The organism is Microbacterium kunmingense, assembly GCF_023155745.1.
Lineage (GTDB): Bacteria > Actinomycetota > Actinomycetes > Actinomycetales > Microbacteriaceae > Microbacterium > Microbacterium kunmingense.
This window is the reverse complement of record NZ_JAKNUS010000003.1, coordinates 175,437-188,001: the sequence shown is the minus strand read 5'-3', so window position 1 is coordinate 188,001 and position 12,565 is coordinate 175,437. Positions and strand designations below refer to the sequence as shown.

General features: G+C 70.9%; 12 protein-coding genes. 10 read left to right on the top strand and 2 right to left on the bottom strand.

What is annotated here, in order from left to right; all coding sequences use genetic code 11:
• Position 1: 1 nt before the first annotated feature.
• Positions 2-1,513, bottom strand: coding sequence for an alanine/glycine:cation symporter family protein (locus MA875_RS05880; RefSeq protein WP_248240980.1), 1,512 nt, complete (start codon positions 1,511-1,513; stop codon positions 2-4).
• A 98-nt stretch (positions 1,514-1,611) separates the two neighbouring features.
• Here MA875_RS05880 and MA875_RS05875 point away from each other — a divergent pair, with 98 nt between their 5' ends.
• The 5 genes from MA875_RS05875 (at position 1,612) to rbfA (ending at position 8,229) form a co-directional block, all read left to right on the top strand.
• Positions 1,612-3,441 carry a lipase family protein gene (locus tag MA875_RS05875; protein WP_248240978.1) on the top strand — a complete coding sequence of 610 codons (1,830 nt, stop codon included), beginning with the start codon at positions 1,612-1,614 and terminating at the stop codon, positions 3,439-3,441.
• Positions 3,442-3,533: 92 nt separating this feature from the next.
• On the top strand, positions 3,534-4,523 hold the full coding sequence (gene nusA, locus MA875_RS05870) for a transcription termination factor NusA (protein WP_248240976.1): 990 nt from the start codon (positions 3,534-3,536) through the stop codon (positions 4,521-4,523).
• A 34-nt stretch (positions 4,524-4,557) separates the two neighbouring features.
• Positions 4,558-4,830: a YlxR family protein gene (locus tag MA875_RS05865; protein WP_308221503.1), complete on the top strand. Its 273-nt coding sequence runs from the start codon at positions 4,558-4,560 to the stop codon at positions 4,828-4,830.
• A 56-nt stretch (positions 4,831-4,886) separates the two neighbouring features.
• Positions 4,887-7,670, top strand: a complete 2,784-nt coding sequence (gene infB, locus MA875_RS05860) for a translation initiation factor IF-2 (RefSeq protein ID WP_248240972.1) — start codon at positions 4,887-4,889, stop codon at positions 7,668-7,670.
• 127 nt (positions 7,671-7,797) lie between these two features.
• Complete coding sequence (rbfA, locus tag MA875_RS05855; protein ID WP_248240970.1) at positions 7,798-8,229, top strand: 30S ribosome-binding factor RbfA; 432 nt, start codon at positions 7,798-7,800, stop codon at positions 8,227-8,229.
• Here rbfA and MA875_RS05850 read toward each other — a convergent pair.
• Positions 8,175-9,095 (bottom strand): HhH-GPD family protein, encoded by a 921-nt coding sequence (locus MA875_RS05850; RefSeq protein WP_248240968.1) that lies wholly within the window; start codon positions 9,093-9,095, stop codon positions 8,175-8,177. The two genes, rbfA and MA875_RS05850, sit on opposite strands and share 55 nt — an antisense overlap.
• Before the next feature lie 64 nt (positions 9,096-9,159).
• Between MA875_RS05850 and MA875_RS05845 the strand changes: the two genes are divergently transcribed.
• The 5 genes from MA875_RS05845 to MA875_RS05825 are packed head-to-tail and all read left to right on the top strand — an operon-like array spanning position 9,160 to position 12,550.
• The gene (locus MA875_RS05845) at positions 9,160-9,846 is read left to right on the top strand and encodes a nucleoside/nucleotide kinase family protein (RefSeq protein ID WP_248240967.1); all 687 of its coding nucleotides are present in this window, start codon (positions 9,160-9,162) and stop codon (positions 9,844-9,846) included.
• Entirely contained in the window at positions 9,846-10,727 is an 882-nt protein-coding gene (gene truB / locus MA875_RS05840; protein ID WP_248240966.1) for a tRNA pseudouridine(55) synthase TruB, read from the top strand. Before MA875_RS05845 ends, truB begins: the two co-directional genes overlap by 1 nt.
• Positions 10,724-11,092, top strand: coding sequence for a hypothetical protein (locus tag MA875_RS05835; protein WP_248240965.1), 369 nt, complete (start codon positions 10,724-10,726; stop codon positions 11,090-11,092). The genes truB and MA875_RS05835 overlap by 4 nt, the downstream gene beginning before the upstream one ends.
• Before the next feature lie 37 nt (positions 11,093-11,129).
• Complete coding sequence (locus MA875_RS05830; protein ID WP_248240964.1) at positions 11,130-11,576, top strand: hypothetical protein; 447 nt, start codon at positions 11,130-11,132, stop codon at positions 11,574-11,576.
• Complete coding sequence (locus MA875_RS05825; protein WP_248240963.1) at positions 11,573-12,550, top strand: bifunctional riboflavin kinase/FAD synthetase; 978 nt, start codon at positions 11,573-11,575, stop codon at positions 12,548-12,550. The genes MA875_RS05830 and MA875_RS05825 overlap by 4 nt, the downstream gene beginning before the upstream one ends.
• Positions 12,551-12,565: the final 15 nt, after the last annotated feature.

Here is a 12,565-nt window from a genome sequence, read left to right as displayed (position 1 = left end):
GTCACGACCGCTTGGCGGGCGCGTGGAGGTGGTCGCGGTGCTTGCGGCTCTGCCGCTCGCGCGTCGGCAGGTCGATGGGACCGGTCACCGAGAGCTCGTCCTCCCACACCGAGATGCCGGTGACCTCAGGCAGTCGGTCGCGGGTGAAGACGGGGTCGCGTCCCTCGCGTCGCTGCTGGGTGTAGTCCTTCAGCAGCCGGAAGGCGACGCCCGAGAGCAGACCGATCGCGATGAGGTTGGTCAGGGCCATGAGGCCCATCACACCGTCGGCGAAGTTCCAGACCAGGTCGGCCCCGACCACCGATCCGACGAGGACCGCCACGACGACCAGGGTGCGATAGCCGGTGAGCAGCCAGGGCGCGGGGTTGATGAACTCGATGTTCGATTCGCCGTAGTAGTAGTTTCCCAGGATCGACGAGAACGCCAGCAGGAAGATGATGACGCTCAACGCCACGCTCGACCAGGCGCCGAGCGTGCTGACCAGCGCTCCCTGCGTCAGGTCGATCCCGCGCTGCGCGCCGGCGAGATCAGGCACCGATACCAGGATGATGAAGGCCGTGATCGAGCACACCAGGAAGGTGTCGAAGTAGACGCCCAGGGTCTGCACGAGCCCCTGCTTGACCGGGTGCGTCACCGCCGCGCTCGCCCCGGCGTTGGGGGCTGACCCCAGGCCCGCCTCGTTGGAGAACATCCCGCGCTTGACACCCGTCAGCACGATGTAGCCGAACGCGGCGCCGACGACCTCGTTGAACCCGAAGGCCTGGGTGAAGATCTGCGCGAAGACCTCGGGCACCCGCTCGATGTTCACCGCCACGACGATGAGTCCGAGCAGCAGGTAGGCCAGGGCCATGACAGGAACCAGCAGCTGCGTCACCGAGGCGATGCGGCGGACGCCGCCGAACACGACCAGCGCTGTCAAGACCGCCACCGCGGCGCCGATGACCCAGGGGAGCCACCCCGGGGAGCCGTCGCCGATCGTGGCGACGACCGTGGCCGCGATGGTGTTGGCCTGCAGCGAGCTGAAGGCGAACGGGAAGCAGATGATGAGGATGACCGCGAACCAGATGCCGAGCCACCGGGCCTTCAGGCCCCGCTCCATGTAGTACGCGGGGCCGCCGCGGAAGCCGTCCTTGTCGCGCACCTTGAACAGCTGCGCGAGGGAGGACTCGATGAAGCTCGACGCGCCGCCGACGAACGCCATCAGCCACATCCAGAAGACCGCTCCGGGTCCGCCGACCGCGATCGCGGTGCCGACCCCGGCGATGTTGCCCACCCCCACCCGCGACGCGGCCGAGATCGTGAAGGCCTGGAAGGCCGACACCGACTGCGGGGCTCCGCTCTCCGTGCGGGGCGTGCGGTCGGTGAGCGTGCGGAACATCTCGGGGATCAGGCGGAACTGCACAACCCCTGACCGAGCCGTGAAGTAGAGCCCGAGGAGCACGACCACCGGGAGCACCACCCAGGTCCACAGGTTGTCGCCCCACGTCAGGAGCCAGGCGTTGACGTCGTCCATCCGCAAAGTATGGCGGGCCGCGGCGCCCCTTCGCGAGCGTCCTCCGGCACGGCGGGTGTCGAGGCTCCTCCCACCCGGGGGCGAATAGGCTGGCCCGGGTGAGCGCACACCCGACCCCGCGCCGCGTCCGGTGGCGCACGCTCGCGCACTTCGCCACCCACGCGCCACCGTGGGTGTCGGTGGTCATCGGCGCCGGGGCGGTGCTCCTGGGGCTGCTCGTGGTCACGCGACCGCTCACCTCCCTGGTGCTGCTGGCGATCTACGTCGCGCTGAGCGCCATCGCCACCGGCGTTGCCGAGGTGGTCCGCCCGCGTGAGCCGCGGTGGCTGTCGCGTGTGCTGGCGATCGTCTGGGTCGCCCTCGGACTCGGCATCCTGCTGGGCCTGCGCGGTGCGCTGCAGATCCTTCCGGCGGCGATCGCGGTGCTGCTCTTCGTGGGTGGCCTCACCTCCCTGGCCGACGCCGTCATGCGGGGTCGCGCGAGCGAGCGCGTGCTCTCGGCGACCTGGGGCGGGAGCCAGATCGTCTTCGCCATCCTCGCCGTCACCTGGCCCGATGTCACGGTCCTCGTCGTCGCCGTCGTCTTCGGGATCCGCACCATCGTCTTCGGAGCCACCCAGCTCGTCCGCGTCGTCAGACAGGCGGCGCTGTCCTCGCGCAGGGGGGCGGACGGCGGCCCTCCCGCACGGGAGTCGCGCCGCGTCCGTGGCTGGCAGGCGGCCGGTCGCTACGCCCTCTCGCTGCTCCTGGTCGCCGTCAGCGCCGGCGGATGGTGGGTGAATGAGTGGCTGCAGGACGGTGCTCCGGTCGTCGACGCGTTCTACACCCCTCCCGAGGTCGTGCCCTACGACCATGGGCGGCTCATCCGCGTGGACGACTACTCCGGTCGCGCGCCGGCGGGGGGCGAGGTGAAGCGGATCCTGTACACGACGAGGGATGCCGCGGGGCAGCCCGCCGTCGCCAGCGGCCTGGTGATCTCGCCCGTCGATCCGCCGCGCGGCGCGCGCCCGGTGGTGATGTGGCATCACGGCACGACCGGGGTCGCCCGGGGATGCGCGCCCAGCCTCCGCGACGACGCCGCCACACGATGGGCGATCCCGGCGCTGGAGGACGCCCTCGCCAAAGGCTGGGTCGTGGTCTCCACGGACTACACCGGGCAGGGGGCGCCCGGAGTCTTTCCGTACCTCATCGGCACCGGCGAGGCGCGGTCGTCGCTGGACGCAGTGCTCGCCGCGCGCGAGATCGACGGGCTCATCCTGTCGAAGCGGACGATGGCGTGGGGGCACTCGCAGGGCGGGCACGCGGCGCTCTGGGCGGCGCAGATCGCCGATGACTACGCCCCCGACGTGGACGTCCTCGGGGTGGCGGCCCTGGCTCCCGCGGCGGAGCCGAGGGAGCTGGCCGAAGAGCTCATCTCCGGCGAACCGAACGCGCTCCTGGCGATCCTCATCTCCTGGGTGCTGGTGCCGTACTCCGACACGTACGACGATGTCGAGCTCTCGCGATACCTCGCCCCCGGCGCCGCACCCATCGTGCGGGAGATGACGCAGCGCTGCCCGAGCGAGCCGGGGGTGGTGGTCTCGGTGGCCACGGCGCTCGGGGTCTCCGCCGACAACCCGCTGTATGCCAGCGATCTCACCGCCGGACCGTTGGGGGAGCGCCTGGAGGCCAATGCCGCGTCGGGCCCGTGGGAGATGCCCGTCCTCCTGGCGTGGGGGAGCGCCGACGAGGTCATCCCGCCCTCCCTCCAGGAGGACTTCGTCGTCCGGTCGTGCGCGGCGGACAGCCGCATCCGCACCCTCGTGTACGACGACTACGAGCACCTGCAGATCCTCCTTCCCGGCTCGCGGTTCCTGCCGGTTCTCGTGCGGTGGAGCGACGAGAGGTTCCAGCTGCGCGAGCTCGATCGCGACGACTGCGCGCGGTGACCGACCGACACCCCGCGGCGGCCGATCGGGTACCGTAGGAAGGATTCCGGAGCGGCTGTTGCCGGAGAGAGCTGAATAGAGGAGAGGGCATCGTGGACATCGATCTCGGATTGCTGCGCACCATCGAGCGGGAGAAGGAGATCCCCTTCGACGAGCTGCTGCGCATCATCGAGCAGGCCATCCTGACCGCCTACGCCAAGCACTCCTCCGCCACCGGTGAGCTGCCCGCGGGCGCGCGTGCGCAGATCGACCGCAAGACCGGTCATGTGGCCATCTACCTCCCTCTAACCGACGATGAGGGCGCGATCATCGGCGAGGAGGAGACGACCCCCGACGACTTCGGCCGGATCGCCGCCTTCGCCGCGAAGCAGGTGATCAGCCAGCGTCTGCGCGACATCGCCGACGACGCCGTGCTCGGAGAGTTCCGCGGCAAGGAGGGCGACATCGTCGCCGGCGTCGTGCAGCAGGGGCCGAACCCCCGGATGGTCCACGTCGACCTCGGCAGCGTGGAGGCGATCCTCCCGCCGGAGGAGCAGGTGCCGGGCGAGGACTACGCCCACGGCGCGCGGGTACGGGTGTACGTCACCTCCGTGACCAAGGGGACCAAGGGTCCGTCCATCACGGTGTCGCGAACCCACCCGGGGCTCGTGCGCAAGCTCTTCGCGCTCGAGGTGCCCGAGATCGCCGACGGCCTGGTGGAGATCGTCTCCCTCGCGCGCGAGGCGGGACACCGCACGAAGATCGCGGTGAAGGCCAACGATCCGACCGTCAACGCCAAGGGTGCGTGCATCGGCGAGCTCGGCCGTCGGGTGCGGGCGGTGACCGAGGAGCTCGGCGGGGAGAAGATCGACATCGTCGACTGGGACGGCGAGCTGGCGAAGTTCGTCGCGAACGCCCTGTCGCCGGCGAAGGTGACCTCCAGCTTCATCCTCGACTCCAACAGCAAGGCCGTCCGCGCTCTCGTGCCGGACTACCAGCTGTCGCTGGCCATCGGCAAAGAGGGGCAGAACGCACGACTTGCGGCCAAGCTCACGGGCGCGAAGATCGACATCCAGCCGGACTCGATCCTGGAAGAGGGCTGATCCCGCACCGGGCCGACGCCCGGCGAGGTGTACCATGGAACCTGTACGAATGTGCGTCGGTTGCCGCGCGCGTGCTCCCCGGGCCACCCTCATCAGGGTGGTCGCGGTCGATTCCGTTCTCGTCCTCGATGAGCGCGCGTCGATGCCGGGGCGAGGCGCGTGGGTTCATGACACACAGGAGTGCGTGGATGCCGCGATGCGGCGCCGCGCATTCGTTCGCGCATTGCGGGTGTCAGGTGCGCCTGACACGAAAGCCCTCGAGAAACGGCTGAACGGCTATGGAAAAAAAGTGAACGGCTCGAAATGAGACCCGTCCGCGACTAACGGCCTGCCCTGTCTGGGCGGGCCCAGACAGGAGAATTTGTGGCTGCCAAACCACGCGTGCACGAGATCGCTTCCGAACTCGGCGTCGACAGCAAGGTCGCTCTGGCCAAGCTGAAAGAACTCGGCGAGTTCGTCAAGAGCCCCTCGTCGACCATCGAGCCCCCCGTGGCTCGCAAGCTCCGCGCTGCTCTGCAGGCGGACGGTGCTCCCGCCCCCGCGGCGGGCGACACCAAGGCCCCGACCGCCCGCCCGGCGGGTCGCCCGGGTCCCTCACGTCCTGCGCCCGCGGCCAAGCCGTCGGCTCCCGCGTCTGCCGCGCCGGCGCCGGCTGCCCCGTCTGCCCCGCAGTCGTCGCCGCGCCCCGCCGCGCCCGGCGCCCCGGCCCCCGAGGTCGAGCGGCCCGCCGCAGCGACGCCCGCCACCCCGTCGGCATCGGCTCCCGCGCCCTCACCCGCGGCGCCGACCCCGCCGGCACCGCGACCGGGCGGCAGTGCCCCGCGTCCGGGCGCGCCGCGTCCGGGTAACAACCCGTTCTCGTCCCAGCAGGGGATGGGGCAGCGCCCCGCCGGACCGCGTCCGGGGAACAACCCGTTCTCCTCTCAGCAGGGGATGGGGCAGCGACCCACTCCCGGGAACATCCCGCGCCCGCAGGCTCCCCGTCCGGGTGCCCCCCGTCCCGGTGCACCGCGCCCCGGCGGCGCCGGCCGTCCCGGCGGCGGCGGTCGTCCCGGTGCGCCCTTCCAGCAGCGTCCCGGCGGCCCCGGTCGTCCCGGCGGTGCCGGTGGCGGCGGTTTCCGTCCCGGCGCTCCCGCCGGCGGCGGCTTCGCCGGTCGCCCGGGTGGCGGCGGCGGCCGTGGCCGAGGCCCCGGTGGTGGCACCGCGGGCGCCTTCGGCAAGGGCGGCGGCAAGTCCAAGCAGCGCAAGTCGCGTCGGGCGAAGCGGCAGGAATTCGAGATGCGGTCGGCGCCGGTCGTCGGCGGCGTCAACGTCCAGAAGGGCAACGGCGAGATCATCCGCCTGCGCCGCGGCGCGTCGATCGCCGACTTCGCGGACAAGCTCGAGGCCCTGCGCGGGTACACCGTCCAGCCCGGGACGCTCGTGACGATCCTGTTCAACCTCGGCGAGATGGCCACCGCGACCGAGTCGCTGGACGAAGCCACCTTCGAGGTGCTGGGCGAGGAGCTGGGCTACAAGATCCAGATGGTCTCGCCCGAGGACGAGGACAAGGAGCTCCTCGAGGGCTTCGGCCTCGACCTCGATGCCGAACTCGAGGCCGAGAGCGAAGAGGATCTGGAGATCCGTCCCCCGGTCGTGACCGTCATGGGCCACGTCGATCACGGTAAGACGCGACTGCTCGACGCCATCCGTCAGACGAACGTGGTCGCAGGCGAAGCCGGCGGCATCACCCAGCACATCGGTGCCTACCAGGTGTGGACCGAGCATGACGGCATCGAACGCGCCGTCACCTTCATCGACACCCCGGGTCACGAGGCGTTCACCGCCATGCGTGCCCGAGGTGCGCAGGTGACCGACCTCGCGATCCTCGTGGTCGCCGCCGACGACGGCATCATGCCGCAGACGGTGGAGGCGCTGAACCACGCCCAGGCGGCGAACGTGCCGATCGTGGTCGCGGTGAACAAGATCGACAAGCCCGAGGCGAACCCCGCCAAGGTCCGTCAGCAGCTCACCGAGTACGGTCTGGTGGCCGAGGAGTACGGCGGCGACGTGATGTTCGTCGACGTGTCGGCGCGCAACAACATCGGCATCCAGGATCTCCTGGACGCGGTGCTGCTGACCGCCGATGCGGGACTCGACCTCACGGCCAACCCCAACAAGGCCGCCCGCGGTGTCGCCATCGAAGCCAAGCTCGACAAGGGCCGCGGTTCGGTTGCGACGGTGCTCATCCAGTCCGGAACCCTCCGGGTCGGCGATGCGATCGTGGCGGGCACCGCGTACGGCCGCGTCCGCGCGATGATCGACGAGAACGGCGACCCGGTCGAGGAGGCCTACCCGTCCCGTCCCGTGCAGGTGCAGGGGCTCAACTCCGTTCCGCGCGCCGGCGACGTCTTCATCGTCACCGAGGAGGACCGCACGGCTCGCCAGATCGCCGAGAAGCGCGAGGCCGCGGAGCGTAACGCCGCCCTGGCGAAGGCTCGCAAGCGCATCTCGCTCGAGGACTTCACCCGTGCGCTGGAGGAGGGCAAGGTCGAGTCGCTCAACCTCATCATCAAGGGCGACGTCTCCGGTGCCGTCGAGGCGCTGGAGGAGTCGCTGCTGAAGATCGAGGTCGACGACAGCGTCCAGCTGCGCATCATCCACCGCGGCGTCGGCGCGATCACCGAGTCGGACATCAACCTGGCCACGATCGACAACGCGATCGTGATCGGCTTCAACGTCCGTCCCGACACCAAGGCGCGCGAGCGTGCCGCGCGTGAAGGCGTGGACGTCCGGTTCTACTCGGTCATCTACAACGCGATCGACGATGTCGAGCAGTCCCTCACGGGCATGCTCAAGCCGGAGTTCGAAGAGGTCCAGTCGGGTGTCGCCGAGATCCGCGAGGTGTTCCGCTCCTCGAAGTTCGGCAACATCGCGGGTGTCATCGTCCGCTCGGGCACGATCACTCGAAACGCGAAGGCTCGCGTCATCCGCGACGGCGTCGTGATAGCCGACGGCCTCGCCATCGAGTCGCTGCGCCGGTTCAAGGACGACGTCACCGAGGTCCGCACGGACTTCGAGGCCGGTATCGGATTGGGCAAGTACAACGACATCCAGATCGGCGACGAGATCGAGACGACCGAAATGGTGGAGAAGCCGCGCGGCTGATCGACCGCTGAGGGCTCCGGTGACGGATGCGCCCTGGACAACAGGACCCCCAAGACCCCGACTGTCCAGGGCGCATCCGTCACCTCCGCCCGGTCGAGACGCCGCGGGGTGGAAGTAAGGAGAGAAGATGGCTGGGGAACGACAGGCTCGACTGGCCGACCGCATCAAGGTCCTGATCGCCGAGCGACTGGAGAAGGGTCTGCGCGACCCGCGGTTGGGCTTCGTCACCATCACGGATGTCAAGGTGACCGGGGATCTGCAGCACGCCTCGGTGTTCTACACCGTCCTCGGCGACGAGGAGGCGCGCCTGGCCTCGGGCGAGGCTCTGCGACGCGCCACCGGCATGCTCCGCAGCGAGGTCGGCCGCGGGCTCGGCGTGCGACTGACCCCGACGCTGGAGTTCATCCCCGACGCCCTTCCCGAGAACGCCGGGCACATCGAGGACCTCCTGCGCCAGGCGCGCGAGCGCGACGCGGCGGTCGCGGGTCTTGCATCCTCGGCGACCTACGCCGGGGAGGCCGACCCGTACGTCAAGCCCCGCGACGACGACGAGGACTGACCGGCCCCGGTAAGGCGCAGCATCCCCTCGGATCCCTCGATGAGGCCGTCCGCCATGAGGGAGTCGATCGCGCGGTCGCGCTGCAGGGCGTCCGGCCAGTCCGCGAGCACCGACTCCTGGGGCACGTCGTGCGCGGCGTGCCGCAGCGCTTTGAGCACCGCTCCGCGCGCCTGCCGGTCGCTGCCTTCGTAACGCGCCTGACGCCGGCGCTCATCGCCGGTATCGGGGTACCCCGCCGCCCGCCACGCGCACATCGCCGCCAGCGGGCAGCCCGCGCACCGGGGAGCCCGGGCGGTGCAGATCGTCGCTCCCAGCTCCATCGCGGCCGCGTTGACGATCGCCGCCGCCTCGTCATCGGGCGGGAGGACCGCCGCCATGGCCGCCAGGTCGCGGCGCGCGGGGGGCCCCGGCTGGGACCTCCCGGCCACGGCGCGGGCGAGTACGCGGCGGGTGTTGGTGTCCACGACCGGATGCCGCTCGCCGTAGGCGAAGACCGCCACAGCCCGGGCCGTGTAGTCGCCGACCCCGGTCAGCGCGAGGAGCGCGTCGACATCGCGCGGAACCACGCCGTGGTGCCGGTCGCGGATCTCGGTGGCCGCCCGGTGCAGCCACAGCGCGCGCCGCGGATAGCCGAGATTCGCCCACTGCCTCACCGCCTCGGCCGGCGGATCGGCGGCGAGGCTCGCCGGGTCGGGCCAGCGCGCGAGCCAGGCCTCCAGGTGGGGGATGACGCGCCCCACCGGCGTCTGCTGCAGCATGAATTCCGACACCAGCGTCCCCCACGCGGGGAACCCGGAACGACGCCAGGGGAGGTCCCGGGCGGTGTCGCGGTACCACGCGATGAGCGGCGCGGCGAGGTCGGGCATGGCGATCAGCCTAGACAGCCGTGCGCGGTGCGCGGGTCGCACGAGCGGTCATAGGCTGAGTCACATGCAGTTGCCCGTCACGCCGGCCACCACCCTGTGGCGGTCGCTTCGCGATGAGGTGCGCCAGCACTACCGCGCGGGGCGTGTCATCCTCGCCGTCGACGGCATCGACGGCGCCGGCAAGACCACCTTCGCCGACCATCTCGCCCAGGTCTTCGCCGAGGACGGTTCCGCGGTCTTCCGCGCCTCGATCGACGACTTCCACCGTCCGCGCGCCGAGAGGTACGCCCGCGGGCGCACCTCGCCCGAGGGCTTCTACCGCGACTCGTTCGACGATGCCACCTTCCGCCGCGTGCTCATCGAACCCTTCCGCGACGGCGCTCAGACCGGCGGGGCCACCGGATTCCAGCTTGCCGCGTTCGACCATCGTCGCGACGCGCCCGTCGAGGCCGAGTGGGTCACCGGTCCTCGGGACGCGGTCCTCATCGTCGACGGCGTCTTCCTCCTGCGCCCGGAGCTGCGCGGCATCTGGCACTGGTCGGTGTGGCTGGACGTGCCGATCGATGTCGCCGCCGCCCGCGTGGCCGCCCGCGACGGCACCGACCCCGACCCGTGGGCCGCCTCGAACACCCGCTACCGGGAAGGCCAGGAGCTCTATCTGAAAGAGGCCGATCCCCGCGCCCACGCCGCCGCCATCGTCGACAACACCGATCCCGAGCATCCCCGTCGCGTCTGGGCGGATTCCTGCTGATGACGGGGATCCTTCTGGTCGACAAGCCCTCCGGCATCACCAGCCACGACGTCGTCGCGCGCGCCCGTCGGGCGCGCGGCACTCGCAAGATCGGCCACGCCGGCACGCTCGACCCGATGGCGACGGGACTGCTGGTCCTGGGAGTGGATGCGGCCACGCGCCTGCTCACCTTCATCGTCGGTCTCGACAAGACGTACGAGGCCACCATCCGCCTGGGGGAGTCGACGACGACCGATGACGCCGACGGCGAGACCACCGGGACAGCGGATGCCACGGGGCTGACCGCCCACGACATCGAGACGCGCCTGGCGGTGCTGCGGGGCACGATCTCCCAGATCCCGAGCACCTACTCCGCGATCAAGGTGGACGGGCGCCGCGCCTACGACCGGGCCCGCGCCGGGGAAGAGGTCACGCTCGCGGCCCGCGAGGTGACCGTGTCGCGGCTGGAGGTCACCGACGAGCGCCGCAGCGAAACCGCGGTCGACTTGGACGTCGTCGTGGACTGCTCCAGCGGCACCTACATCCGCTCCCTCGCCCGCGACCTCGGCGCCGCCCTCGGCGTCGGAGGGCATCTCACCGCGCTGCGGCGAACGAGGATCGGCCCGTTCTCGCTCGGTGACGCCGTCGCCCTCGACGATCTCGTCGATGCCTCGCCGTGGCCCCCCGCCGAGGCGGCCGCCGCGGTGCTCGGATCCATCGGCGTCACCGCCGCGCAGGCGCGCGACCTCCGGCACGGCAAACGGCTCCCCGGCATCGCCGACGTCCTACCGGCACCCCGCGTGGCCGCCATCGATCCCGACGGGGTGCTCGTGGGGATCGTCGAACGTCGCGGGCCGGATATCAAGAGCGTCATCAACATGCCCGAGGATGTTGCGGGATGATCCTCTGGTTCACCCTGATCCAGGTCGCCGTCGCCGTCGTCGCCGGGCTGCTCGGCGTGATCCTCGGTCTTGCCGGGCGCCGCCCGAGCGATCTCACGGTGGGGGCGATGGCGCTGGTCGAAGTCCTGCTCATCGTGCAGATCGTGATCGCCGTCGTCTCGCCGTTCGCGGGCAACCCACCCACCGGCAGCCTGCTGGAGTTCTGGGTCTATCTCGTCTCCGCCGCCCTGCTGCCGCCCGCGGGGGTCGCCTGGGCGCTCGTCGAGCGCAGTCGGTGGAGCACGGTGATCATGGGGGTGGCAGCGCTCGCCGTGGCGGTGATGGTCTGGCGCATGCAGGTGATCTGGACCGTCCAGCTCGCCTGACCGCACCGGAGTCGGCGAACGTAGGATGGGGTACGCCATGTCCTCGTCCCCCCGCCCCCGCATGACCGGAATCGGTCGCGTCCTCGTCATCGTCTACGGCATCATGGCGCTCGCCGCGACCGGGCGATCCTTCGTCCAGATCGTGCGCGAGTACGCCGAGGCACCCTTGGCGTACACGCTTTCCGCCCTTGCCGCAGTGGTGTACATCCTCGCCACGCTCGCGCTGGTCTTCTCGGGTTCACGCGGCTGGTACCGCGTGGCATGGATCGCGATCTGCTTCGAGCTCGCCGGCGTACTCGTCGTCGGAACGCTCAGCTTCGTCCTGCCCGATCTGTTCGCCCACCCCACCGTCTGGTCGTGGTTCGGAGCGGGGTACCTGCTCGTGCCGCTCGTCCTGCCCTTCCTGGGGCTCTGGTGGCTGATCCTGCATCGCCCGACGACGGGGCGGCCTGAGGCGACGCCCGCCGACGCGGTGGCGCGATGATCGTCTTCCGCACGCCGCAGGAGATCCCCCGGGGATTCGGGCCTTCCGTCGTCGCCATCGGGAAATTCGACGGCGTCCACGCCGGCCATCGCGCGCTGATCGAGCGTGCGAAGGTCAACGCCGCCTCCATGGGCCTGCCGGTCGTCGCCGTCACCTTCGACCGCAACCCGCTCGCGCTCCTTCGTCCCGACCTCTGCCCGGTGAGCCTCGTCGGCCCCGATCAGAAACTGCGGCTCCTCGCAGAGGCCGGTGTCGACGCGACCCTGATGCTGACCTTCGACCGGGCGCTCGCCGACCTCGACCCCCAGCAGTTCGTCCGGACGCTGCTCGTCGACGCCCTCGGGGTGGCGATGCTGCTCGTGGGCCGCGACTTCCGATTCGGGCGCGGTGGCGCGGGCGATGTCGGACTTCTCGAGACGCTCGCCCGCGAGTACGGCTTCTCCCTCCAGGTCGTCGACGACGTGCGCGCCGTGGAGGGCGAGCGTCGCGTGTCCTCGACCTGGATCCGCGAGCTCCTCGAGGCGGGCGACGTCGACACCGCCGCCAAGCTCCTCGGGCGGGCGCCGTCGGTGCGCGGCGAGGTCGTGCACGGCTTCCGGCGGGGGAGGGAGCTGGGCTACCCCACCGCGAACCTCTCCGCCGACCGCGAAGGGTACGTCCCCGCCGACGGCGTCTACGCCGGATGGCTCGTGGACGAGGGCCCGATGGGGGCGAGTCCGCCGGGGGGGCCGCGCAGCAGCATCCGCTATCCCGCCGCCATCAGCATCGGGACGAACCCCACCTTCGACGATGTCACCGGTCGGCAGGTGGAGGCGTACGTGCTGGACGAGACCGACCTCGACCTCTACGGTCACCGGGTCGAGGTGCAGTTCCGGCATCGCATCCGGGGCATGGGCGCCTTCGAGAGCATTCCGCAACTCGTCGCGCAGATGGCCGACGACGTCGACCGTGTGCGGGCGGCGCTGACCGTCTAGGCTTGAGGTTTGCCC